This is a genomic window from Acidovorax sp. SUPP2539 (assembly GCF_030158975.1).
Lineage (GTDB): Bacteria > Pseudomonadota > Gammaproteobacteria > Burkholderiales > Burkholderiaceae_C > Paracidovorax.
The window spans coordinates 17,528-40,023 of record NZ_BQXJ01000012.1; the positions used below are offsets into that span (position 1 = coordinate 17,528).

Here is a 22,496-nt window from a genome sequence, read left to right on the forward strand (position 1 = left end):
GAACAGACAGACATTATGAAACTCATCGATTCCATCGTGACCGAGGCGGCTTCGATCGCCTCCGTGCGCCGCGACATCCACGCGCATCCCGAACTGTGCTTCGAAGAAGTCCGCACCGCCGACGTGGTGGCCGGCAAGCTCACCGAATGGGGCATTCCCATCCACCGCGGCCTGGGCAAGACGGGCGTGGTCGGCATCGTGCACGGGCGCGACGGCGGCGCCTCGGGCCGGGCCATCGGCCTGCGCGCCGACATCGACGCGCTGCCCATCACCGAATTCAACACCTTCGCCCACGCCAGCACCCACCCCGGCAAGATGCACGCCTGCGGCCACGACGGCCACACGGCCATGCTGCTGGCCGCGGCGCAGCACTTCGCCAAGCACCGCGATTTCGACGGCACGGTTTACCTGATCTTCCAGCCGGCCGAGGAAGGCGGCGGCGGTGCCCGCGTGATGATCGAGGACGGGCTGTTCGAGCAATTTCCCATGCAGGCCGTGTTCGGCATGCACAACTGGCCCGGCATGAAGGCCGGCCAGTTCGCCGTGAGCCCCGGCCCGGTGATGGCCTCCAGCAACGAGTTCAAGATCGTCATCCGCGGCAAGGGCAGCCACGCGGCCATGCCGCACATGGGCACCGATCCCGTGCCGATCGCCTGCCTGATGGTGCAGGCCTTCCAGAACATCATCAGCCGCAACAAGAAGCCGGTGGATGCGGGCGTGATCTCGGTCACCATGATCCACACCGGCGAGGCCACCAACGTGGTGCCCGACAGCTGCGAACTGCAGGGCACGGTGCGCACCTTCAGCGTCGAAGTGCTGGACATGATCGAGCGCCGCATGAAGCAGGTGGCCGAACACACCTGCGCCGCGCACGAGGCCACGTGCGAGTTCGAGTTCGTGCGCAACTACCCGCCCACCATCAACTCGCCGGCCGAAGCGGATTTCGCGCGCCAGGTCATGGCCGGCATCGTGGGCGAGGCCAACGTGGTGCGGCAGGAACCCACCATGGGCGCGGAAGACTTCGCCTTCATGCTGCAGGCCAAGCCCGGCGCCTACTGCTTCATCGCCAACGGCGACGGCGACCACCGCGCCATGGGCCATGGCGGCGGCCCCTGCACGCTGCACAACCCGAGCTACGACTTCAATGACGACCTGATCCCGCTCGGCGCCACCTACTGGGTACAACTGGCACAAGGCTGGCTGGCCCGGCCGGCCGGCTGATCCGCTGGGCCTCCCGCCCCCTTCGGCGCCATGGGCGCCGGGGTGGCGTCCCCCCTTCCACTTCTGCGCACCTGTGCCCGGCGCACCTGGGCCCTGCCGCTTGCGGCGGGGCGTTCGCGCTGCTTTTTCAGCCCCCTCGGCCCTTGAACGGAGATCTTCATGATCGGTATCGTCCCGGCGTTTTCCCCCAGCTACGCGCGCGCCCGCACCCAGTTCCTGGAGGCCGCGGCGGCCGCCGGATTGCTGGTGGAGTCGCACACGCACCCGCTCAAGGGGCGCGACGGCGAGACGCTGGCGATGGACGTGGTGCGCGACGGCCCGCACCACGCGCAGCACCTGCTCATCGTGAGCAGCGCCTGCCATGGGGTCGAAGGCTACTGCGGCAGCGGCGTGCAGGTGTTCGCGCTGCACGACGAGGCCTGGCGCGCCAAGGCCCGCGAGCAAGGCGTGGCCGTGCTCTACGTGCACGGGCTCAATCCGTATGGCTTCTCGCACATCCGCCGGGCCACGCACGAGAACGTGGACCTGAACCGCAATTTCCACGACTTCACTCAGCCGTTGCCTGTGAACGCGGCCTACCGCGAGATCCAGCCGCTGCTGCTGCCCGACCAGTGGCCGCCCACGGCCGAGAACCGCGAGGCGGTGTTCCGCTTCATCGCCGAGCGCGGCGAGGCCGCGTGGCAGGCTGCCATCAGCCGCGGCCAGCATGAGTTTCCGGGTGGGCTGTTCTTCGGCGGCACGGCCCCGACCTGGAGCAACCGCACCTTGCGCCAGGTGCTGCGCGAGCAGGGCGAGCACGCCCGTCGCATCGCCTGGATCGATCTGCACACGGGCCTGGGGCCGAGCGGCCACGGCGAGCGCATCTATGCCGGCCGGGACGACGCCGCCTCGGTGCAGCGCGCGCGCGACTGGTGGGCCGGCGGCGGCGCCACGCCGGTCACCTCGATCTACGACGGTTCGTCCACTTCGGCCTTTCTCACGGGCTTGATGTGGAACAGCGTGTATGAAGAATGTCCACAGGCCGAAATTACCGGCATCGCGATGGAATACGGCACCGTGCCGGTGCTGGAGGTCATGCAGGCCCTGCGCGCCGAGCACTGGCTGAACCTGCATCCGGAGGCTCCGGCTGAGCTGGCAACCCAGATCAGGGCTCAAATGCTGGCCGCCTTCTACACCGACACCGATGCCTGGAAAGGCCAGGTGGTGAGCCAGGCGCGGCAGTCGATGTTCCAGGCCGTGGACGGGCTTTGCGGCCCGGCATAGCGCCGCAGCGACAGATTCTTGGCATCCATGGCGACACGGGGGGGCTGGCATTTCCCGTGAATAACGCGAACAATGGCCTTCGCGCGCAATCCGCAGCGCCGCGTGGGCCCGCCCTGCTGCAGGCCCGTTAGAACAATCAAATGCAGAGGGGATCGCCATGGAGGTTCGACAAGGACGGAACACGCTCGCACGCCGCCTGATGCTCATCAACGGGGCCATCCTGTTGCTGCTCGGTGCGGTGGCGGTCGCGATCTGGATCATGATGGGGCAGATCAGCGAGGATGCGGAGGTGGTGCGTTCCAGGAACGTGCCGCAGCTGCAGCGGATCGCGGCGCTGGAGCTGAACGTGACGCGCGTGTCGCTGCAACTGCGGCACTCGATCCTGGCGCGCACGCCGGAGGAGCGCAACGCCACCTTGGCCGACATCGCCGAAAAGCGCCAGCTGCTGCAAAAGACGCTCGACGAGTTCGGCGCCAACATGGTCAACGACGAAGGACGGCGCGCCTATGAGCCCCTGCCTGCGCTCATGCGTGCGTTCTGGGCCACCGGCGAGCAGAACCTCGCGCTCATCCAGGCCGATCGCAAGGAAGACGCCTTCGCCTTTCTGGTGGACCAGACCATCCCCGCCCGCAACCGCCTGCTGGCGCCCTTGGGCCTGGAAAAGGACCGCCAGGGCGAGCGCCTGTCTTCCCGCATCAACGACGTGAAGGAATACGCTGCCACGGGCCGTGCGGTGGCGACGGCCGCGGTGCTGGCCGTGGTGGCCTGCCTGGCCGGCCTGAGCATCTACCTGCGCACGGTGGTGCGGCAACTCGGCGCCGACCCGTCGGAGCTCAAGCGTGTCGCGGACGCGGTGGCGGCGGGCGATCTGGCCTCGCGCATTCCCGTGCGGCCAGGGGACACGAACAGCATCATGGCGGCCATGGCCAGCATGAGTGCGCAGCTGGGCACGGTCGTGCGGACCGTGCGGACCAGCGCCGAAAGCGTGTCCGGCGCCAGCAGCGAGATCGACGCCGGCAACCACGACCTGTCCTCGCGCACGGAGCGGCAGGCCTCGGCCCTGGAGCAGACCGCGGCGTCGGCGGAGCAACTGGGCAGCACGGTGCGGCAGAACGCTGACAGCGCGCGCCGGGCCAACGAGCTGGCACAGACCGCCTCCTCGGTGGCCGAGCAGGGTGGCGCGGTGGTGGCCGAGGTGGTGGACACCATGCGCGGCATCCAGGACAGCAGCGGCAAGATCGGCGAGATCATCGGCGTGATCGATGGCATTGCCTTCCAGACCAACATCCTCGCCCTCAACGCCGCGGTGGAAGCGGCCCGCGCGGGCGAGCAGGGCCGGGGCTTCGCGGTCGTCGCATCGGAGGTGCGCAGCCTCGCGCAGCGCAGCGCCGAGGCCGCCAAGGAGATCAAGGGCCTCATCACCGCCAGCGTGGACCGGGTGGAGCGCGGCAGCGCGCTGGTGGACAAGGCGGGCCACACCATGGCCGAGGTGGTGGCCGCGATCCGCCGTGCCACGGACCTCATGGGCGAGATCAGCGCGGCCAGCGCCGAGCAAAGCAGCGGCGTGGACCAGATCAGCGAAGCCATCACGCACGTGGACCAAGCCACGCAGCAGAATGCGGCCCTGGTCGAGGAGATGGCCGCGGCGGCCAGCAGCCTGAACGCCCAGGCCAGCGAACTGGTGCGCGCGACCGCGGTGTTCCACCTGGGCGGCGAGGGCGCACTGCCCGCCGCGGCGCCACCACCGGTACCCCGGGCTGCGCCGGTGTCTGCACCACGGTTTGCGGCTTCCACTGCGGCCAAGCCGGCGGTCAAGCGCTTGTCGCCGGCCGTGGGCCCAAAGGGCGGGCCGCAGGCGCCGGACTCTCCGCCTGCATCGCCAACCGATGCCCCACCAGCCACTTCGCCAGCGCCCAAGCCCGCGCAAACCACCTCGGCATCGGCGGCGGCGAACCGCGCCGCGCCGCCGGCCTCCCGGTCCGGCTCCGAGAGCGACTGGGAAACCTTTTGACGGGATGCGGCGCTGATGCGATGGGGGTCACGGCACTCCGGGCGTTCCAGGGCGCAGGTGGAACAGAGGCCCTAAGATGGCAGTTCGACCACCAACGGAGACCCTTTCCATGTCCGATCTGAACGCGGCGTTCGAAGCCGCCGTCGCCCAGTCCAAGAACCTCAGCGAGCGCCCCGACAACCCGACGCTGCTCAAGATCTATGCGCTCTACAAGCAGGCCACGGCCGGCGACAACGCCGAGAAGAAGCCGAGCTTTTCCGATGTGGTCGGCCGCGCCAAATGGGACGCCTGGGAAAAGCTCAAGGGCACCGAGGGCGATGCCGCCCGCCAGCAGTACATCGACCTCATCGAATCGCTGAGCTGACGCCGCGCTGGGCGCCAGTGTTTCCATGCGGGGCCGTGCAGTGCGCGGCCCCGCATTTTTGTTGCGGTGGCCGATGCGGCTCAGGCCGCACTGGGCGACGGCCGGCCCAGCAGCTTGTCGAACTGCGCATCGATCTCGGCGGCGATGCGGTCCTTGAAGGCGCTGAACAGGAAACCCAGTTCCGCCTGCAGTTCGAAGCGGTCGGCATGCACCTGCAGCGTGCCTTCGATGCCCGGGCGCTGAAAGCGCAGCGTGTCCTGCGCCGCGCCTTCTTCGTAGGCGCATTCCATGTCGAACTTGGCCTGGGCTTTCTGGGCCCACAGGCCGGCGATCTTGCGGGCCTCGGGCAGGCCGAGCCGGTGGGGGCGTTGGATGTGGATGTCAGGCAAGGGGCTTCTCCGGGGATGGCGTGGGCAGCAGGGCGCGCATGGCGGCCTGGCGTTGTTCGTGCGGCAGGGCCGCGAGGCGTTTCACCGCATCATAAAAGCGCGGCCAGTCGCGGCCTTCGCGCTCGAACAGCGCCTCGAAGGCCGGCACCCATTCGTCGTAGGCGGCCTGCGCGCCGAACGTGGCGTTGTTGGCCTCTGCCACCCATCGGTCGTAGCCCGCCAGCTGCGCGGGGGTGGCGCCGCCCTCGGCGATCCAGCGGGCGCGCAGCGCGGCGTAATCGGCGCGAAACGCCTGCATGGCCTTCTGTTTCAAGGTTGCCATCTCCGCGCTGGCAGCGGCGTTTTCGGCCGCAGCGACCGCCGCAGCGGCGGAGGCCGGGGCCGGGGCTTCCGAAGCACGGGGCGCATGGGCCGCGTAGACGGCGGCCAACCGCTCGCGGGCGTTCCGTGTGAGCGCGCGGAACGCGTTGCGGCGGCCATCGCCGCGCGCGTAGTCGGCCCGCGCCTGCGGCGTGGCGCGCTCGGCCAGCCAGCGCGCCACGCCCAGGCGCTCCACGGCGGTGGCGAACGATTCATTGAACAGCGTGTCGCCATGGGCGTACACGACCTGGTGCGCCAGCTCGTGAAAGAGCAGCCGCACGAACTCGCCCTCGGGCCAGCCGATGAAGGTGTTGAGCAGCGGGTCGCCGCCCGCCCAGTTCATGTAGCCCAGGGTGGAATACGCCGGCACGCCGTACACGCCCACCTCCAGGCCCTCGGTGGCCAGCCGAGCCGCCTCGGCGCGCGCATCGGCCTCGTTGAAATAGCCGCGGTAGCCGATGCACCCCGTGATCGGAAAGCACCAGCGGTGCAGCGTGAGCGAATCGGGCGGCGCGGCCACCACGTTCCACACGGCCGCGCGGCGGCCCAGGTCGGCATAGCGGCGGTAGCTGGCGTTGTCGGGCAGCGCCAGCTCGGTCACGGCGAAGCGCCGGGCCTCCTGTGCCAGCTGCAGGCGATCGCGCAGCGGCTGCGAGGTGTCGCCCCGCGCGAGCCACGTGTCGATGGGTTCGGCCGCGTGCATGAGCTGCAGGTGCCCGCGCACCGACTGCCAGTAGTACGCCAGCGACTGCCCCGTGCTGGCGCAGCCGGAGAGCAGGAGCGAGGCGGCCAGCAGCAGCAGGGGGCGGGGCGACCGCAGGGGTGACGGGGGAGCGGGGGGCAGTGGCATTCGGCGATGGGTCGACAGTCGGTGGGCCAAGGATAGCGAAAGCCATTGTTCGCCGCCGGGTGCCCCCGCGTTCGGGGCGCGGGCAGAATCCCGGCATGCCCGCCCCTCTTTCCGCTCCCGTTTCCGCCCACCCGTCTCCCAGCCCGGACAGTGGCCTGTTCACCGACGAGGCCGGATGCGCCCGCTGCCAATGGTGCAGCGCCACGCCGCTGTACCGCCACTACCACGACCATGAATGGGGCTTTCCGGTCGCGGACGACCGGCGCCTGTATGAAAAGCTGTGCCTGGAAGGCTTTCAGGCGGGCCTGAGCTGGCTCACCATCCTGAACAAGCGCGAAGCCTTCCGCGCCGGGTTTGCCCATTTCGACGCCGAGCAGGTGGCGCGCTTCGGTGCGGCCGACGTGCAGCGGCTGCTGGGCGATGCCGGCATCGTGCGCCACCGCGGCAAGATCGAGTCGGCCATCCAGAACGCGCAGCGCGTGCTGGAACTGCGCCGCGAGTTCGGCTCGCTGGCGCACTACGTGTGGCGTTTCGCCCCGGCCGCCGCCGAGGGGCGCCCCGGCCGCATCACGCTGGAGTCGGTGCGCGCCATGCCCACCACGCCGGCTTCGGTGGCGATGTCCAAGGACTTGAAAAAACGGGGTTTCAGCTTCGTCGGCCCCACCACGGTCTATGCCTTCATGCAGGCCATGGGGCTGGTCAACGACCACTTCGAAGGCTGCAGCGTGCGCGCGGCGGCCCAGGCGGCGCGTGCGGCGTTCGTGGTGCCCGGTCCGGGCTGATCGCCGGGCCGCGGGCTACACCACCGTGTCGGAGCGGATCACGATGCGGTCGAAGCCCAGGTGCTGCATGCATTCGCGCAGGATGAGCAGCGTGGCGGCGAAGGCGGAGCCCTCGGGCAGGCCCTCCTGGGCGGGCGGGCGGCCCAGGGCCACCGAGACCAGGCGGTTGAAGGTGCGCTCCACGGCATCGAGCGGCAGGGTCATCTCGGGCTGGGCTTCGATGCCGGCCGCCAGCGCCACCTGGCGGATGCCGGCATCGGCCGTGTAGAGCGTGGTGTCCGGCGGCAGCACCGCGTGCACGGGCATCACGGCCTCTTCCACCACCTGGATGGCGTGCTCCAGTTCGCCCTCGGCCGGGGGATCGTGGCGAAAGCAGGCGGCGGCCGTGGCGTAGTAGCCCACTTCCAGGGTGCGCAGCAGCCGGGCCTGGGCCTGGGTGCCGCTGGCGATGGACGAGTGGCCCGCTCCGATGCGCAGCGCCGTGATGGGGCTTCCGGCCAGCGGGCCCGCCTGCAACGCCTGGTACAGGGCGCCGGCGTCGTTCGGTGAAAGGTGGGTGGACATGGTGCGGTCCCGGCAGGTGGAAAGGGTGGATCGATTGTGCCCTTTGCCGCAGGCCATGGGGCCCTGGCGGGTCAGTGGCCTGGATCGGCGGGCCGCCTGGGATGGCCGATGGCAGCCCCCGCCCCGGCGGCTCGCAGGAGGCGCCGGAAGGTGGGGCATTCCATGTGGCTGGGGGCCTTGCAGCGCGCGGCGTGCTGCAGCCCGTCGCGCATGGCGGTGAGCTGGCGGATGGTGGTGTCCAGGTCGTCGGCCTGGGCCAGGAGCCGGTCGCGGTCGATGCGCGGCTGGCCGTCGGGGCCGAACATCTGCCCGATGGCGTCGAGCGAGAAGCCGGCCGCCCGCCCGAGCGCGACGAGCGCGAGCCGCTCCACCACGCCCGCATCGAACAGCCGCCGCAGGCCGTGGCGCCCGACGGAGGCGATCAGGCCTTTTTCTTCGTAGAAGCGCAGCGTCGATGCCGGCAGGCCCGAACGGCGTGCCACCTCGGCGATGTCCAGGATCTCCATGGGCTTGACCTCAAGTCGGCTTGAAGTCGCACAGTCTAGCTTTCACTCCCTTTCCAGGCACCCAGGAGGCCGCCATGAACCCACCCCTTTCGATCGATTCCCCGCAAGCCGCGCTCTGGAACGGCGCCGCCGGCCACGCCTGGGTCCAGGCGCAGCCCCTGCTCGACCGCATGTTCGCGCCCTTCGAGGCCCTGCTCGCCGAGGCGGCCGACGCCCCTGGCGCGGGGCCCGGCATGCAGGTGCTCGACATCGGCTGCGGCACCGGGGCCACCACGCTGGCCATCGCGCGCCGGCTGGGCGACCAAGGGCGCTGCACCGGGATCGACCTTTCCGCGCCCATGGTCGCTGCGGCGCGCCAGCGCGGCCTGCGCGAGGGGCTGACGGCGCCCCGCGCGGACTTCGTCTGTGCCGATGCGCAGACCCATGCGTTCGCGCCGGCTTCCGTGGATCGGCTGGTGTCGCGCTTCGGGGTCATGTTCTTCGGCGACCCGGTGGCGGCGTTCGCGAACCTGCGCCGCGCGGCGCGCCCCGGCGCCAGCCTGTGCGCCGTCGCGTGGCGCAGCGCGGCGGAGAACCCCTTCATGACGGCCGCCGAGCGCGCCACCGCCCCGCTGCTGCCGGGCCTGCCCGTGCGCCAGCCGGATGCGCCGGGCCAGTTCGCGTTCGCGGACCGCGAGCGGGTGGCGGGCATCCTGCGGGCCAGTGGCTGGGCCGGCATCGAGATCGAGCCCCTGGATGTCGTCTGCACGCTGCGGCGCGACGAACTGGTGCCTTATTTCACCGGCCTCGGCCCGGTCGGCCTGGCCCTGCGCAGCGCCGACGGGCCGACCCGCACCCGGGTCGTCGCGGCCGCGCGAGCGGCTTTCGAGCCCTTTGTGCAGGGCGAGGCGGTACGCTTCGGCGCGGCCTGCTGGCGGATCGCCGCGCAGGCCACGGCGGGTGGTTCCCGGGGCTGAGCATCCCGGGCCGAAGAGGCGGGGTGCGATGATAAAATGAGATTCATTCGTATTTTCGAGCGGTGGCTTCCAGCCGCTTCCACCCCCCATGCCTGCCGCTGCCTGCCAGGACGTCGAAACCCTCTACCGCGACCACCGGGCGTGGCTGCACGCGTGGCTGGCGCGCCAGCTGGGCAATGCCTTCGAGGCGTCGGACCTGACCCAGGACACCTTTGTCAACCTGATGGCGAGCCGGCAGGCGGAGCGATTGCAGGAACCCCGCGCGTACCTCACCACGCTGGCCAAGCGCCTGCTCTACAACCGCTGGCGCCGGCGCGACCTGGAGCGGGCCTGGCTGGAGGCGCTGGCCGCACTGCCCCCCGAGGTGTCGCCCTCGCCGGAAGACTATGCGCTGGTGCGCGAGGCCATCGAGGCCGTCGACCAATGGCTGTCCGGCCTCGCGCCCAAGGTGCGCCAGGCCTTTTTGCTGCGGCGGCTCGACGGCATGAAGCACACGGAGATCGCGCAGGAGATGAACGTCTCTCTGGCCACGGTGGAGCGCTACCTCAAGCAGGCCCTGCTGCACCTGTGCAACCTGCCAACCGGCCCGGGCCACCGATGAAAACCGGGCTGCACGCACCGGCCCTGGAGCAGGCCGCCGACTGGCATGTGCGCCTGGACTCGGACCAGGCCAGCGACGAGACCCGGCGCGCCTTCGCCCACTGGTTGCAGCAGGCGCCCGACCACCGCCAGGCCTGGTCGGCCCTGCAGTCCCGCCTGCAAGGGCTGGATGCGGAGCTGCTGCAGATCCGCCAGGCCGATGCCCCCGCCGGCGGCGCCAGCCGGCGCGCGCTGCTGGCGCCGGTACCGCGCGCCGCACAGCGCCGCCGCCTGCTGGCCGGCGGCACTGGCGGGGCGCTGGCCGTGGCGCTGGCCGCCTGGCTGCTCGACCGCCAGGCGCCCCTGGCCACCCTGGCCGCCGACCTGCGCACGGGCACCGGCCAGCGGCGAGTCCACCGCCTGCCCGACGGGAGCGAACTCACCCTGGATGCGCGCTCCGCCGTGGACATCGCCTATGGAGACCGCGAGCGCCTCGTGGTGCTGCGCGAGGGCGCGGTGTCGGTGCGTGTGGCGGCGGCTGGCACCGACCGGCCCTTCGTGGTGCGCAGCGCGCAGGGCACGGCCCGCGCTCTGGGCACCCGCTTCATGGTGCGGCAGGGCGACGGCAGCAGCCTGGTCCACGTGATCGAGCACAGCGTGCGGCTGGCGCTGCCTTCGGGTCCCGAAATGACGCTGCGCGCGGGCGACAGCGCCCGGCTGGTGGGCAGTGCCATCGAGCCCGTGGTGGCACCGCCCCTGGCGCCGGCGGCCTGGGCCGATGGCGTGATCCAGGTGAAGAACGCGCCCCTGGGCGAGGTGCTGGCCGCGTTGCGGCCCTACAGCGCGGCGGTGATGCGCGTCAGTCCGGCGGCGGCGCAACTGCGGATCTTCGGCGTGTTCGCGCTGGACCGGCCGGAGGCGACCCTGCAGACCCTGGTGGACACCCATCCCATCGCGGTGCGGCGCTGGGGCCCCTGGCTGGTCCAGGTGGACCTTCGGCCCCAGGTCTGAGGGGGCTGCAGCGGGGGGGCAGCCCATGCCGGAATGGGGGATGGATGGGATTGATGAGGGGTTTTGGCGCGCTCGCGTGTCAATGGGAATGCAGCGCTGCCCAACCCTCCGCATCCACCTCCCCCTCATCGAGCAATCCATGGCCTTCCTCTCCCGCGCCGCCGTCTGGCGCCATCTCCCCCGCCCGCCGGGCGCCCTGCTGCCCATCGCCCTCGCGCTTTCGTTGGGCCATGCCCTGCCTGCCCAGGCGCAAGCCCAGGCGGCGCCCCCTGCGGCCGGCGCGGCCGTCCAGGCGTGGGACCTGGCCCCGGGCGCCCTGGACGACACCCTCACCCTGATCGCGCGCCAGGGCGGACGCAGCATCAGTGCCGACCCGGCGCTGCTGGCCGGCAAGCGGGCACCAGCCATCCGGGGCCGCTTCACCGCCGAGCAGGCCGCGCAGCAGGCCCTGGCCGGCAGCGCCCTGGTGCTGGGCCGCACCGCCGGCGGCGCCCTCACGGTGCTGCCAGGCAGCGCGCCTGCCGCATCGGCCATCCCCGCCCGGGGCGCGGCCGCCGGAGCCACGCTGGCCGAGGTGCGCGTGGTGGCCGACGCCGAAACCGACGGGCCGTCGGAGGGCACTGGCAGCTATGTGCCGCGCGGCCCCAGCAGCGCCGCCACCGGCCTGGCCCTGAGCGTGCGCGAGACCCCGCAGTCGGTCAGCGTCATCACCCGGCAGCGCATGGACGACGAGCACCTCACGACCATCAACGACGTGCTGGCGCGCACCCCCGGCATTGCCACCGCGGCGCTGGGCACGGAACGCTCCAACGCCAACGCGCGCGGCTACCCCATCACGAACTACCAGCTCGACGGCATCAGCACCCACACGGAATTCCTGGGGCTGGACGCCTTGCCCGCCCAGGGCATCGCCGACATGGCGCTGTACGACCGGATCGAGGTGCTGCGCGGCGCCTCGGGGCTGACCACCGGCGCGGGCGACCCTTCGGGCATCGTGAACATGGTGCGCAAGAAGCCCACGGCCGAGTTCCAGGGCCTGGCCGAACTCGGTGGCGGATCGTGGGGCCAGCGGCGCGGCGTCATCGACCTGTCGTCGCCGCTCAATGCCGAGGGCAGCGTGCGCGCGCGCATGGTGGCGGTGCACCAGGAGGGCGACAGCTACATCGACTTCTACAGCCGCAAGAAGGACGTGTTGTACGGCGTGGTCGAAGCCGACCTGACCCGCACCCTGAAGCTCACCGCCGGCATCGACCACCAGGAAAGCGCCTCGCGCGGATCGACGGCCTATCTGGGCTTTCCGCTCATCAATGCCGCGGGGCAGCAGAACGATTTTCCCGTGTCGTTCAGCAGCGCCAGCCGCAGCAACCGCTTCGACACGAACTCCGACAACGCCTTCGCCTCGCTGGAACAGGTGTTCGGCAACGGCTGGAAGCTCAAGCTCTCGGTGGACAAGCTGCGCTCGCGCCAGCGCGAGGACGCCACCTACCTGGCCGTGAGCAGCAGCCTGTTCGATCCGGTCACCGGCGATGGCCTGAGGCTGGCCAGCGAGCGGCGCGACTACCGGCTGGACAACGAGACCGTCGACCTCAAGCTCAGCGGCCCGTTCGAGCTGTTCGGCCGCCAGCACGAAGCGCTGGTGGGCATCGACCACACCGACTTCCGCAGCCTGACCACCGGCAGTTTCGACACCACCGGGCTGCGCGACCTGCCGATCAACATACATCGCTGGAACAACAGCGGCAGCCCCGTCTTCGGGCCCGACTTCGTCACCTTCGACAGCACCCGCCGGCAGAAAAGCCTGTATGCCGCCGGCCGCTTCGAACTGGCCCCGCAATGGAAGCTCATCGTGGGCGGCAAGCTGATGAATTTCGGCAGCGACTACATCACCGACACCACCGAGGGCTACCACACGACCTCGCCGGTCTCCGAGCGCCGCGTCTTCACGCCCTACGGCGGCATCGTGTTCGACCTGAGCCCGGCGCACACGCTGTACGCCAGCTTCGCGACCATCTACGCGCCGCAGAACGCCCAGGACCGCAACGGCACGCAGCTGGACCCGACCCAGGGCGACACCTACGAGGCGGGCGTGAAGAGCGCCTGGCTCGGCGGCCGGGTGACCACCAGCGCCTCGGCCTACTGGATCCGCCAGGACAACGTCGCCGAGGCCGACAGCGGCTACTTCGTGCCCGGCACCACCAACACCGCCTCCCGCGCGATGAAGGGCGTGAAGACGCAGGGCATGGACCTGGAGGTCAACGGCACCCTGGCGCCTGGCTGGAACCTCTCGGCCTCGTACAACTTCAGCCAGTCCAGGAACGCAGCCGGCACCCGCGTGAACACCACCTTCCCACGGCAAATGGCGCGGGTCTGGACCACGTGGCGCGCGCCGGGCGACTGGAGCCGCCTGACCCTGGGCGGCGGCGTGGACTGGAACAGCGGCATCCACTACGACATCGACGCCTGGCAGATCGACCGCACGGTGACCGCGCGCCAGAAGGCCTACGCCGTGGCCAGCCTCATGGCCCGCTACGAGGTGAACGATCGCCTGTCGGTCGCGCTGAACGTGCAGAACGTGTTCGACCGCAAGTACATCGCCGCGATGTCGGGCTGGTGGTACTCGGGCATGTACGGCGCGCCGCGCAGTGCGCAGGTGACGGCGCGCTACCGGTTCTGAGCCGGCGGGCCGAGCGCGGCGCCGCCGCGTCGGGGCGCCACCATCGCACCATGAAAAAAGCCCTCCGGAGAGGGCTTTGGCGTTGCGCTGGGCGCGAAGGGGGCTTTTCAGCCGCCCTTCTTGGAGCGCTTGCCGGGGTTCTTCTTGCTGCGGGTGGCGACGCCACGCTCCAGGCTCACGCGCTGGCCGCGGCCGGGGGTGGCCAGGGTCACGCCGGGCAGTGGCTGGGGACGGGGGGTGCGCTTGCGGTCGGCTTCGGTAACGATCTTGTTGCCCATTTGGGAGGCTCCTGGAGAGAAAAGTGAAAAACACGCTATTAGGCCACATCGTGCAGCCGTGCCCGGTGCGGGCCGTTTCCGCCCCTGCCGGGGCGCTGGGAAGTGCAGGGGGCCGCGCTCAGTCCGGCAGCACGGCGGTGGCCTCGATCTCGATGCGCGCGCGCGCTTCCATGAGGCCGGCGACCTGCACGCAGGCCATGGCCGGAAAGTGCCGGCCCAGCACCTCGCGGTAGGCCGTGCCCAGCTCTTTCAGGCGCGCGTTGTATTCCTCGCGGTCCACCACGTACCAGGTCATGCGCACCAGGTGCTCGGGGCCGGCGCCGCCGGCCTCCAGCACGGCGCGCACGTTCAGGAAGGTCTGGCGGGCCTGGACGATGAAGTCGTCGCTCTCGAACTCCTGGCGGGCGTTCCAGCCGATCTGGCCGCCCACGAAGAGCAGCGTGCCGCGGGCGGCCACGCCGTTGGCGTAGCCCTTGGGGGGCGCCCAGTCGGGCGGTTGCAGTCGGGTGTGAAGGGTCATGTCTTGGGGGCGGGAATGGGTGCGGATGCGGCCGCAGCGGCCGCGCTGTCGCGGGCCAGCGCGGCGGCCTGGCGCAGCTTGAAGCGCTGCAGCTTGCCGGTCTCGGTGCGCGGCAGGGTGGTGGCGAACTCCACGATGCGCGGGTATTTGAAGGGGGCGATGCTGGCCTTCACGTGGTCCTGCAGCGCCTTGGCCAGGGCGTCGTCGCCGGCATGGCCGGGGCGCAGCACGCAGATGGCCTTGACGACCATGCCGCGCTCGTCGTCGGGCACCCCGATCACGGCGCACTCGGCCACGGCGGGGTGGCGCAGCAGCGCATCTTCGACCTCCGGGCCGCCCACGTTGTAGCCGGCCGTAATGATCATGTCGTCGTCGCGCGCCTGGTAGAAGAAGTAGCCGTCGGCGTCCTGCACGAAGGCGTCGCCCGGGTGGTTCCAGCCGTTCTTCACGTAGTTGGCCTGGCGCGCATCGTCCAGGTAGCGGCAGCCCGTGGGGCCGATCACGGCGAGCTTGCCGACCGTGCCGCGGGGCAGCTCGCGCCCGCGCCCGTCCACCACCTTGGCCTGGTAGCCCGGCACCACGCGGCCGATGGCGCCGCGGCGCACCTCGCTGCCGGCCGACGAGATGAAGATGTGGAACATCTCGGTGGCGCCGATGCCGTCGGTCATCTCGATGCCGGTGGCGTCCTTCCACAGCTGGCGCGTGGCGTCCGGCAGGGCCTCGCCCGCACTCACGCAGGTGCGCAGCGCGGGCAGGCCCAGGGCCTTGGCGAAGGGCGCCATCTGCCGGTAGAAGGTGGGCGCGGTGTAGCAGACGGTGGCGCCCACCTCGCGCATCAGCCGCACCATCACCTCGGGGGTGTAGGGCACGTCGGGAAAGTACACGCTCGCGCAGGCGGCCATGGGAAAGAGCAGCAGCCCGCCCAGCCCGAAGGTGAAGGCCAGCGGCGGCGAGCCGACCACGATGTCCTCGGGCGTGGAGCGCAGCACGTGGTGCGGCCACGCGCCGCAGGCGGCCAGCACGTCGCGGTGGCTGTGCACGGGCGCTTTCGGGTGCCCCGTAGTGCCGGAGGTGAAGGCCATGAGCGCGATGTCGTCCGCCGCGGTGGGGCAGGCGGGCAGCGGCGCGCAGCCGTCCGCGCGCACCAGCAGGTCGTCGGCCGCCGGCGCGGTGTGGAAGGGCACGATGGCGCGCAGCACCGGGTGCTGTGCCTGCGCGGCCTGCAGCTCGTCCAGCAGCCGGCCGTCGCACAGCGCGGCGGCGGGCTGGGCGCGCTCGATCACGTCGGACAGCTCCCGCGCGCGCAGCAGCGGCATGGTGGCCACCGCCACCAGCCCGGCATGCACCACGGCCAGCCAGGCGAGCGCCATCTCGGGCGTGTTGCCGCCGCGCAGCAGCACGCGGTTGCCGGGCACCAGGCCCAGGCCGTCCACCAGCACGCGGGCGATGCGTGCGACCTCGTCCTGCGCCTGCGCGTAGGTCCAGGTGCGCGTGGGCGAGCGCAGCAGCGGCCGCCCGCCGTGGCCTGCCTGCGCGGCGCGATCGAACAGCACCTGCACGAGGTTGGCCTGCGCCGGCACCTGCAGCGAGGGCAGGTCGTAGTGCAGCGCGGGCCACTGCTCGCGCGGCGGCAGGCGGTCGTGGACGAAGGTGTCGGGCTGTGCGCTGGGGGTCATGCCTGCTGCTCCTGCAAGACGGCTTTGCCGATGATGAGTTGCTGTACCTCGGTGGCGCCTTCGTAGATGCGCAGCGCGCGGATGTCGCGGTACAGCGATTCGATCTTGGCGCCCACCTCGACGCCGCGCCCGCCGTGCATCTGCAGGGCCATGTCGATCACGCGCTGGGCGTTCTCGGTGGCGGTCATCTTGGCCATCGCAGCGGCGACGCTGCGATGGCGAGCCTCGGTGGCGTTGCCCGCCCGCCCAGATAGCAAGCTCTCGTCGCGCATCCAGGCCGCCCGGTACGTGAGCAACGCCGCGCCGTCGACCAGCGCCGCCATCTCGCCCAGCTTGGCCTGCGTGAGCTGGAAGTCGCCCAGCGTCTGGCCGAACATGCGGCGCGTGCGCGCATGGTGCACCGCCTCGGCGAGTGCGCGCCGCGCCAGCCCCAACGCGGCGCCCGCCACCGAGGCGCGAAAGATGTCCAGCGTGCGCATGGCCAGCTTGAAGCCGCCGTGCAGCTCGCCCAGCAGCGCATCGGCCGGCACGGTGCAGCCGTCGAACGCCAGCGTGGCCAGCGGGTGCGGCGCCATCACATGGATGGGGCGCGAATCGTCCAGGCCCGGCGTGGGCGCATCGACGATGAAGGCGCTGATGCCGCGCGTGCCGCCGGCCGGGTCGGTCTTGGCGAAGACGCAGTAGAAGTCGGCGATGCCGCCGTTGCTGATCCACGTCTTGGTGCCGTTCAGCGCATAGGCACCTATGGACTCGCCCGCGGTATCGGAGCCGTTCGGGCCCGATGCCGGCGGATTGTTTGTCTGTATTGCTATTGTTTTCATAGCGCCGACGTCGGAGCCGGCCTCGGGCTCGCTGAGCGCGAAGGCGGCGATCTTCTCGCCGCGTGCCACGGCGGGCAGGTAGCGCGCCTGCTGCGCGGCGCTGCCGGCCAGCGTGATCGCGCCGCTGCCCAGGCCCTGCATGGCGAAGGCGAAGTCGGCCAGGGGCGAGTGGTAGGCCAGGGTCTCGCGCAGCAGCACCAGCGCGCGGGAATCGAGTTCGGCCAGCGCGCCGCCGTGCGCGGCGGGCACGCAGTAGCGCAGCCAGCCGCCGTCGCCCAGGCGGCGCACCCACTCGCGGCAGGCGGCGCGGTCGTCGGATTCGTCCACCGCCTGCGCGGCGGCCCAGGGCACGAGGCCATCCATCAATGCCCGGTGGGCTTCGCCGAAGAACGGCAGGGCGAGGTGCGCCGTGGGCGGGGCGGTGGGCGCGGGGGGCGTGGCGGCGTGCATGGCCTCAATCCCCCGCGAACACGGGTTTCTGCCTGGCCGCGAACGCCTCGTAGGCGCGGCGGAAGTCCTGCGTCTGCATGCAGATGGCCTGCGCCTGGGCCTCGGCCTCGATGGCCTGGTCGATGGTCATGCTCCACTCCTGGCCCAGCATGGTCTTGGTCATGCCGTGCGCGAAGGTGGGGCCCTCGGCCAGCGAGCGGGCCGCGGCCTGCACGTGGGCGAGCAGGTCGGCCGATTCGTGCAGGCCGTTGAAGAAGCCCCAGGCCAGCCCTTCCTGCGCCGTCATCGCGCGGCCGGTGAACAGCAGCTCGGAGGCGCGGCCCTGCCCGATCATGCGCGGCAGCAGCGCGCAGGCGCCCATGTCGGCGCCGGCCAGGCCCACGCGGGTGAACAGGAACGCGGTGCGTGCGGCGGGCGTGCCGTAGCGCAGGTCGCAGGCCAGCGCCACCATGGCGCCGGCGCCGGCACAGATGCCGTCGATGGCGCCCAGCACCGGCTGCGGGCAGGCGCGGATGGCCTTCACCAGGTCGCCCGTCATGCGCGTGAACTCCAGCAGTTCGGGCATGGTCATGCCGGTGAGCGGGCCGATGATTTCGTGCACGTCGCCGCCCGAACAGAAGTTGCCGCCCGCGCCGGTCACCACCACGGCCTTCACGTCGGTCGCCGTGCGCAGCGCGCCGAAGAAGTCGCGCAGTTCGGCATAGCTCTGGAATGTCAGCGGGTTCTTGCGCTCGGGCCGGTCCAGCGTGATGGTGCCCACGCCGCGGTCGAACTGCCAGGCGAAGTGCCGTGCCGCGTAGGGGGCCCGGGGCTCGAACTGCGGGCGCATGGGGTTGCCCGCGGAGATGTAGTGCTTCATGCGTTGGTTTCCTGGAGGGTGGGGGTGGCTGCCTGGGCGTGGGCCTTCACCTTGCCGAGCAGCCGGTGCAGGCTGGCGATGTCGCGCTCGCCGAGCGGGCCGAAGGCCTCGACGATCCACTGCGCGTGCGCGTGGGCCATCGCGTCGAACTGTTCGCGCCCGCGCGGCGTGAGCCGCACGAGGAACACGCGGCGGTCGCCCGCCACGTCCACGCGTTCCACCAGCCCTTCGGCGACGAGCTGGTCGGTGATGCCGGTCACGTTGCCGCTGGTGACCATCATGCGGCGCGAGAGGTCCTTCATCTTCAGGCCCTCCGGCGCGCGTTCGAGCTGCGCCATCAGGTCAAAGCGCGGCAGCGTGGTGCCGAACTGGTCGCGCAGGCGGGTGCGCACCTGCTTTTCCACCAGTTGCGTGCAGGTGAGCAGGCGCAGCCACAGGCGCAGGGCCTCGGGGTGCTCGCTGGGGGCGGCGCCGTGCAGGCGGGCTTCGAGGTCCATGGTTTCAGTCCAGGGCATCGTTTGCTATTGTTTTAATAGCGGTATGCCCTAGTATCGATTGCGCTGGGGCCTGTTTTTGCTTGGAGGCCTCGCGCAGCAGCTGGTCGCGGCCCGGGCCGTAGGGGCGCGGCCAGTGCACGTGGCGGCTGGCCGTCTCGCCCAGTTGCGCGGCGGCGTGCAGCGTCCAGGCCGGGTCGGCCAGGTGCGGGCGGGCGAGGGCGCAGAGGTCGGCGCGGCCGGCGGCGATGATGCTGTTGGCATGGTCCGCCTCGCTGATGGCGCCCACGGCCATGGTGGCGATCTCCACCTCGTTGCGGATGCGGTCGGCGAACGGCGTCTGGTACATGCGCCCGTACACCGGCCGGGCGGCGCGCGTGGTCTGGCCGGAAGAGACGTCGATCAGGTCGCAGCCCGCGGCCTTGAACCACCGCGCCATCGCCACGGCGTCGTCCGGCGTGGTGCCGCCGGGCGCCCAGTCGTGGGCCGAGATGCGCACGCTCATCGGGCGCTCGGCGGGCCACACGGCGCGCACCGCCGCGAATACTTCGAGCGGGTAGCGGCAGCGGTTTTCCAGGCGGCCGCCGTATTCGTCGGTGCGCTGGTTGGTGAGCGGGCTGATGAAGCTGGCCAGCAGGTAGCCGTGCGCGCAGTGCAGCTCCAGCCAGTCGAAGCCGCAGGCCGCGGCACGCCGGGCGCTGGCCACGAAGGCGGCGGTGAGCGCGTCCATGTCGGCGCGCGTCAGCGCGGCGGGCGTCTGGTTCTGCGGGCCGTAGGGCAGGGCGCTGGCGGCGCGCAGCGGCCAATTGCCGTGCGGATCGCCCTCGGGCAGGGGCTCGTCCGTGCCCTCCCAGCCCACGCGCGTGGAGCCCTTGGGGCCGCTGTGGCCCAGTTGCAGGCCGATCTTCGCGCGGCTGCTGCCGTGCACGAAATCGACGATGCGCGTGAAGGCGGCCTGCTGCGCATCGTTCCACAGCCCGGTGCAGGCGGGGGTGATGCGGCCGTCGGGCGTGGGGGCGGTCATCTCCACCATCACCAGCGCCGCGCCGCCGAGGGCGCGGGCGCCCAGGTGCACCAGGTGGAAGTCCTGCGGCACGCCCTCGACCGCGCTGTAGGTGGCCATGGGCGAGACGACGATGCGGTTATCGAGCGTGAGGCCGCGCAGCGTGAAGGGCGTGAGCATGGGCGGCACCGCGGCGCCGCTGTCGCCGGGCACGCCGGCGGGTGCCGGGGCCGGCGCCGCGCCGACCGTGGGACGCGCCTGGGCCAGCCAGGCCTCGTAGCCCTCCAGCCAGCGCGCGTCGCGCAGGCGCAGGTTCTCGTGGCTGATGCGCTGGCTGCGCGTGAGCAGCGAATAGGCGAACTGCTCCACCGGCAGCCGGCTGTAGCGCGCCACGTTCTCGAACCACTCGGTGGAGTTGCGCGCGGCGTTCTGGATCTTGAGCACCTCGACGCTGCGGCGCGCCTGGTAGTCGTGCAGCGCCTGCTCCAGGGTCGCGCCGGTGGCCAGCGTCTGGGCCAGGTCGATGGCGTCTTCCAGCGCGAGCTTGGTGCCGCTGCCGATCGAGAAATGCGCCGTGTGCGCGGCATCGCCCATCAGCACGATGGGCACGGCCTTGCCGCCGATGGTTTCCCGATGCACCCAGGTGCGGCAGATCACGCGCGGAAAGCGGATCCAGTTGGCCGAGCCGCGCAGGTGCGTGGCGTTGCTGATGAGCGCGTGCCCGCCCAGGTAGGGCGCGAAAAGCCGTTCGCAGAAGGCGATGGCCTCGGGCTGCTCCATGCGGTCCAGCCCGTGGGCCTGCCACACGGCCTCGGGCGTCTCGACGATGAAGGTGGAGGTGTCGGCATCGAACTGGTAGGCATGCGCCTGGAACCAGCCGTGCTCGGTCTCTTCGAACGCGAAGGTGAAGGCCTCGAACTTCTGGTGCGTGCCCAGCCACACGAAGCGGCACTGGCGCAGGTCGATGTCGGGCTGGAAGACCTCGGCATAGCGCGTGCGGATGCGGCTGTTCAGGCCGTCGCTGGCGATCACCAGGTCGGCTCGGTAGCGCGCGGCGAGCGCCTGGTCGTCGGCCACGTCGGTCTCGAACACCAGCTCCACGCCCAGCGCCAGGCAGCGCTCCTGCAGGATGTTGAGCAGCCGCTTGCGCCCGATGCCGCAAAAGCCGTGGCCGCTGGAGCGCACGCTGCGCCCGCGCAGGAACACCGCCACGTCGTCCCAGTGGTTGAACGCATCGCCGATCTGCGCGGCGGTTTCGGGATCGGCCGCCTGCAGGTTGGCCAGCGTCTGGTCCGACAGCACCACGCCCCAGCCGAAGGTGTCGAACGGCCGGTTGCGCTCCACCACCACGACGCGGTGCGCCGGGTCCTGCCGCTTCATCAGCAGGGCGAAATAAAGGCCGGCGGGACCACCGCCGATGCACAGGATGTTCATGTGAAAACAGTTTAGGCTTAAACGAATTACTGTCAATGGGGCCTGTGCCGATCGGTCGCGCCCGTGTCGGACAACGGCCATTGACGAGGCGTTGGGGCGGTTCAAGAATCGACGGCCATGAAACCGCTGCTGCACGCCCTGCAAGCCCGGCTGGAATCCCTGCCGGTGGACCTCTCGCTCGAACTGCCCGGCGGGCAGCGGCTGGGCCGTGCGCAGGCCCCGGTGGCGCTGCAGTTCCGCGACCGCCGCTCGCTGGCGGCGCTGCTCTCGGGCGAGGTGGGCGACCTGGGCGCGGCCATCGTCGAGGGGCGCGTGCGCTTCGAAGGCCGCATGCGCGACCTGGTGGCGGCCGCCGCCGCCCTGCTGCACGGCGACCCGGCGCGCGAACAGGCCGGGTGGTGGACGCGCATGATGGCCCGCGCCCGCTCGCGCGCGGTGCACACCATCACGCGCGATGCGCAGCAGGTGCGGTTTCACTACGACCTGTCCGACGACTTCTACGCCCTGTGGCTGGACCCGCGCCGTGTGTATTCGTGCGCCTACTACCGCGACGGCGCCATGGACCTGGCCCAGGCGCAGGAGGCCAAGCTCGACCACATCTGCCGCAAGCTGCGGCTCGCGCCGGGCCAGCGCTTCCTGGACATCGGCGCGGGCTGGGGCGGGCTGCTGCTGTGGGCGGCCGAGCACTATGGCGTGGACGCCACCGGCATCACCCTGTCGCGCAACCAGCACGCGCACGTGTCGCGCCTCATCGCCGAGCGGGGCCTGTCGGGCCGCGTGCGCATGGAACTGCGCGACTACCGCGAACTGCAGCACCCCGAGCCCGCGCCGTTCGACCGCATCGCCTCGGTGGGCATGTTCGAGCACGTGGGCCGCGCGCACATGCCCGATTACTTCGCCACCGTGCGCCGGCTTTTGCGGCCCGGCGGGCTGCTGCTCAACCACGGCATCACCTCGGGCGGCGTGGACAACGCGCAGCTGGGCGCCGGCCTGGGCGACTTCATCGAAAAGTACATCTTCCCGGGCGGCGAGTTGCTGCATGTGAGCGCCGTGCTGCACGATCTGGCGGCCAGCGGCCTGGAGATGGTGGACACCGAGAACCTGCGCCCGCACTACGCGCGCACGCTCTGGGCCTGGTCCGACACGCTGGAGGCGCGGCTGCAGGAAGCGCTGCGCGTGCTCTCGGCCGGGGTCGGCGCGCCGCAGGGCGAGCGTGCCCTGCGCGCCTACCGCCTCTACCTGGCCGGCAGCGCCATGGGATTCGAGCGCGGCTGGATGGCCCTGCACCAGATGCTGGCCGCGCGGCCCGACGGCGACCTGGCCACCGGCGCCCTGCGCGGGGCCCAGTCGGACTATCCTTTCACCCGCGACTACATGCATTCACGCACCGGCCCGGCCGGGCATTGACGGCTGCAAGCCACCCCATCACCC

General features: G+C 71.2%; 21 protein-coding genes. 10 read left to right on the forward strand and 11 right to left on the reverse strand.

What is annotated here, in order from left to right; genetic code table 11:
- Positions 1–15: 15 nt before the first annotated feature.
- The 4 genes from AVTE2539_RS25790 to AVTE2539_RS25805 all read left to right on the forward strand — a co-directional run bounded on the left by AVTE2539_RS25790 (position 16) and on the right by AVTE2539_RS25805 (position 4,859).
- Positions 16–1,221 (forward strand): M20 aminoacylase family protein, encoded by a 1,206-nt coding sequence (locus AVTE2539_RS25790; RefSeq protein ID WP_284407390.1) that lies wholly within the window; start codon positions 16–18, stop codon positions 1,219–1,221.
- 159 nt (positions 1,222–1,380) lie between these two features.
- Positions 1,381–2,484 (forward strand): M14 family metallopeptidase, encoded by a 1,104-nt coding sequence (locus AVTE2539_RS25795; protein WP_284415131.1) that lies wholly within the window; start codon positions 1,381–1,383, stop codon positions 2,482–2,484.
- Between the two features lie 157 nt (positions 2,485–2,641).
- On the forward strand, positions 2,642–4,495 hold the full coding sequence (locus tag AVTE2539_RS25800; protein WP_284415133.1) for a methyl-accepting chemotaxis protein: 1,854 nt from the start codon (positions 2,642–2,644) through the stop codon (positions 4,493–4,495).
- A gap of 109 nt (positions 4,496–4,604) precedes the next feature.
- On the forward strand, positions 4,605–4,859 hold the full coding sequence (locus tag AVTE2539_RS25805) for an acyl-CoA-binding protein (protein ID WP_284415135.1): 255 nt from the start codon (positions 4,605–4,607) through the stop codon (positions 4,857–4,859).
- Between the two features lie 80 nt (positions 4,860–4,939).
- Here AVTE2539_RS25805 and AVTE2539_RS25810 read toward each other — a convergent pair whose 3' ends face one another.
- Together AVTE2539_RS25810 and AVTE2539_RS25815 are read right to left on the reverse strand one after the other, a co-directional pair.
- Entirely contained in the window at positions 4,940–5,248 is a 309-nt protein-coding gene (locus AVTE2539_RS25810; protein WP_284401443.1) for a polyhydroxyalkanoic acid system family protein, read from the reverse strand.
- Entirely contained in the window at positions 5,241–6,458 is a 1,218-nt protein-coding gene (locus tag AVTE2539_RS25815; protein WP_284415137.1) for an aminopeptidase, read from the reverse strand. The genes AVTE2539_RS25810 and AVTE2539_RS25815 overlap by 8 nt, the downstream gene beginning before the upstream one ends.
- Positions 6,459–6,553: 95 nt before the next feature.
- Between AVTE2539_RS25815 and AVTE2539_RS25820 the strand changes: the two genes are divergently transcribed.
- Positions 6,554–7,240 carry a DNA-3-methyladenine glycosylase I gene (locus tag AVTE2539_RS25820; RefSeq protein ID WP_284415139.1) on the forward strand — a complete coding sequence of 229 codons (687 nt, stop codon included), beginning with the start codon at positions 6,554–6,556 and terminating at the stop codon, positions 7,238–7,240.
- A 15-nt stretch (positions 7,241–7,255) separates the two neighbouring features.
- Here the strand turns inward: AVTE2539_RS25820 and AVTE2539_RS25825 are convergent, their stop codons facing one another.
- Together AVTE2539_RS25825 and AVTE2539_RS25830 are read right to left on the reverse strand one after the other, a co-directional pair.
- Positions 7,256–7,804 carry a hypothetical protein gene (locus tag AVTE2539_RS25825; protein ID WP_284415141.1) on the reverse strand — a complete coding sequence of 183 codons (549 nt, stop codon included), beginning with the start codon at positions 7,802–7,804 and terminating at the stop codon, positions 7,256–7,258.
- Between the two features lie 71 nt (positions 7,805–7,875).
- On the reverse strand, positions 7,876–8,310 hold the full coding sequence (locus AVTE2539_RS25830; RefSeq protein ID WP_284415143.1) for a helix-turn-helix domain-containing protein: 435 nt from the start codon (positions 8,308–8,310) through the stop codon (positions 7,876–7,878).
- 74 nt (positions 8,311–8,384) lie between these two features.
- Here AVTE2539_RS25830 and AVTE2539_RS25835 point away from each other — a divergent pair, with 74 nt between their 5' ends.
- The 4 genes from AVTE2539_RS25835 (at position 8,385) to AVTE2539_RS25850 (ending at position 13,530) form a co-directional block, all read left to right on the forward strand.
- Positions 8,385–9,266: a class I SAM-dependent methyltransferase gene (locus AVTE2539_RS25835; RefSeq protein ID WP_284415145.1), complete on the forward strand. Its 882-nt coding sequence runs from the start codon at positions 8,385–8,387 to the stop codon at positions 9,264–9,266.
- A gap of 88 nt (positions 9,267–9,354) precedes the next feature.
- On the forward strand, positions 9,355–9,867 hold the full coding sequence (locus tag AVTE2539_RS25840) for a sigma-70 family RNA polymerase sigma factor (protein WP_284415147.1): 513 nt from the start codon (positions 9,355–9,357) through the stop codon (positions 9,865–9,867).
- Entirely contained in the window at positions 9,864–10,856 is a 993-nt protein-coding gene (locus tag AVTE2539_RS25845) for a FecR family protein (protein ID WP_284415149.1), read from the forward strand. Before AVTE2539_RS25840 ends, AVTE2539_RS25845 begins: the two co-directional genes overlap by 4 nt.
- Before the next feature lie 139 nt (positions 10,857–10,995).
- Entirely contained in the window at positions 10,996–13,530 is a 2,535-nt protein-coding gene (locus AVTE2539_RS25850; RefSeq protein WP_284415151.1) for a TonB-dependent siderophore receptor, read from the forward strand.
- Between the two features lie 107 nt (positions 13,531–13,637).
- Here the strand turns inward: AVTE2539_RS25850 and AVTE2539_RS25855 are convergent, their stop codons facing one another.
- The 7 genes from AVTE2539_RS25855 to AVTE2539_RS25885 form a co-directional block, all read right to left on the reverse strand.
- A complete protein-coding gene (locus AVTE2539_RS25855) occupies positions 13,638–13,808 on the reverse strand; it encodes a hypothetical protein (protein WP_272567028.1) in 171 nt (56 codons plus the stop codon).
- Positions 13,809–13,926: 118 nt separating this feature from the next.
- Complete coding sequence (locus AVTE2539_RS25860) at positions 13,927–14,328, reverse strand: RidA family protein (protein ID WP_272567030.1); 402 nt, start codon at positions 14,326–14,328, stop codon at positions 13,927–13,929.
- The gene (locus tag AVTE2539_RS25865) at positions 14,325–16,004 is read right to left on the reverse strand and encodes an AMP-binding protein (RefSeq protein ID WP_284415153.1); all 1,680 of its coding nucleotides are present in this window, start codon (positions 16,002–16,004) and stop codon (positions 14,325–14,327) included. The genes AVTE2539_RS25860 and AVTE2539_RS25865 overlap by 4 nt, the downstream gene beginning before the upstream one ends.
- Positions 16,001–17,275, reverse strand: a complete 1,275-nt coding sequence (locus AVTE2539_RS25870) for an acyl-CoA dehydrogenase family protein (protein WP_284415156.1) — start codon at positions 17,273–17,275, stop codon at positions 16,001–16,003. Before AVTE2539_RS25870 ends, AVTE2539_RS25865 begins: the two co-directional genes overlap by 4 nt.
- Positions 17,276–17,279: 4 nt before the next feature.
- Complete coding sequence (locus tag AVTE2539_RS25875) at positions 17,280–18,134, reverse strand: enoyl-CoA hydratase family protein (RefSeq protein WP_284415158.1); 855 nt, start codon at positions 18,132–18,134, stop codon at positions 17,280–17,282.
- On the reverse strand, positions 18,131–18,631 hold the full coding sequence (locus AVTE2539_RS25880) for a MarR family winged helix-turn-helix transcriptional regulator (RefSeq protein WP_272567036.1): 501 nt from the start codon (positions 18,629–18,631) through the stop codon (positions 18,131–18,133). The genes AVTE2539_RS25875 and AVTE2539_RS25880 overlap by 4 nt, the downstream gene beginning before the upstream one ends.
- Positions 18,632–18,635: 4 nt before the next feature.
- Positions 18,636–21,065: a bifunctional salicylyl-CoA 5-hydroxylase/oxidoreductase gene (locus AVTE2539_RS25885; protein ID WP_284415160.1), complete on the reverse strand. Its 2,430-nt coding sequence runs from the start codon at positions 21,063–21,065 to the stop codon at positions 18,636–18,638.
- A 117-nt stretch (positions 21,066–21,182) separates the two neighbouring features.
- Here AVTE2539_RS25885 and AVTE2539_RS25890 point away from each other — a divergent pair, with 117 nt between their 5' ends.
- The gene (locus AVTE2539_RS25890; protein WP_284415162.1) at positions 21,183–22,472 is read left to right on the forward strand and encodes a class I SAM-dependent methyltransferase; all 1,290 of its coding nucleotides are present in this window, start codon (positions 21,183–21,185) and stop codon (positions 22,470–22,472) included.
- Positions 22,473–22,496 lie beyond the last annotated feature (24 nt).

Excerpts from the sequence above, each read along its gene's own strand:
- AVTE2539_RS25790 (WP_284407390.1), top strand. The coding sequence starts at position 16 with ATGAAACTCATCGATTCCATCGTGACCGAGGCGGCTTCGATCGCCTCC.
- AVTE2539_RS25870 (WP_284415156.1), bottom strand. The coding sequence starts at position 17,275 with ATGCACGCCGCCACGCCCCCCGCGCCCACCGCCCCGCCCACGGCGCAC.
- AVTE2539_RS25885 (WP_284415160.1), bottom strand. The coding sequence starts at position 21,065 with ATGAACATCCTGTGCATCGGCGGTGGTCCCGCCGGCCTTTATTTCGCC.
- AVTE2539_RS25880 (WP_272567036.1), bottom strand. The coding sequence starts at position 18,631 with ATGGACCTCGAAGCCCGCCTGCACGGCGCCGCCCCCAGCGAGCACCCC.
- AVTE2539_RS25825 (WP_284415141.1), bottom strand. The coding sequence starts at position 7,804 with ATGTCCACCCACCTTTCACCGAACGACGCCGGCGCCCTGTACCAGGCG.
- AVTE2539_RS25875 (WP_284415158.1), bottom strand. The coding sequence starts at position 18,134 with ATGAAGCACTACATCTCCGCGGGCAACCCCATGCGCCCGCAGTTCGAG.
- AVTE2539_RS25830 (WP_284415143.1), bottom strand. The coding sequence starts at position 8,310 with ATGGAGATCCTGGACATCGCCGAGGTGGCACGCCGTTCGGGCCTGCCG.
- AVTE2539_RS25805 (WP_284415135.1), top strand. The coding sequence starts at position 4,605 with ATGTCCGATCTGAACGCGGCGTTCGAAGCCGCCGTCGCCCAGTCCAAG.
- AVTE2539_RS25845 (WP_284415149.1), top strand. The coding sequence starts at position 9,864 with ATGAAAACCGGGCTGCACGCACCGGCCCTGGAGCAGGCCGCCGACTGG.
- AVTE2539_RS25860 (WP_272567030.1), bottom strand. The coding sequence starts at position 14,328 with ATGACCCTTCACACCCGACTGCAACCGCCCGACTGGGCGCCCCCCAAG.
- AVTE2539_RS25865 (WP_284415153.1), bottom strand. The coding sequence starts at position 16,004 with ATGACCCCCAGCGCACAGCCCGACACCTTCGTCCACGACCGCCTGCCG.
- AVTE2539_RS25795 (WP_284415131.1), top strand. The coding sequence starts at position 1,381 with ATGATCGGTATCGTCCCGGCGTTTTCCCCCAGCTACGCGCGCGCCCGC.
- AVTE2539_RS25820 (WP_284415139.1), top strand. The coding sequence starts at position 6,554 with ATGCCCGCCCCTCTTTCCGCTCCCGTTTCCGCCCACCCGTCTCCCAGC.
- AVTE2539_RS25890 (WP_284415162.1), top strand. The coding sequence starts at position 21,183 with ATGAAACCGCTGCTGCACGCCCTGCAAGCCCGGCTGGAATCCCTGCCG.
- AVTE2539_RS25850 (WP_284415151.1), top strand. The coding sequence starts at position 10,996 with ATGGCCTTCCTCTCCCGCGCCGCCGTCTGGCGCCATCTCCCCCGCCCG.
- AVTE2539_RS25800 (WP_284415133.1), top strand. The coding sequence starts at position 2,642 with ATGGAGGTTCGACAAGGACGGAACACGCTCGCACGCCGCCTGATGCTC.
- AVTE2539_RS25840 (WP_284415147.1), top strand. The coding sequence starts at position 9,355 with ATGCCTGCCGCTGCCTGCCAGGACGTCGAAACCCTCTACCGCGACCAC.
- AVTE2539_RS25815 (WP_284415137.1), bottom strand. The coding sequence starts at position 6,458 with ATGCCACTGCCCCCCGCTCCCCCGTCACCCCTGCGGTCGCCCCGCCCC.
- AVTE2539_RS25855 (WP_272567028.1), bottom strand. The coding sequence starts at position 13,808 with ATGGGCAACAAGATCGTTACCGAAGCCGACCGCAAGCGCACCCCCCGT.
- AVTE2539_RS25835 (WP_284415145.1), top strand. The coding sequence starts at position 8,385 with ATGAACCCACCCCTTTCGATCGATTCCCCGCAAGCCGCGCTCTGGAAC.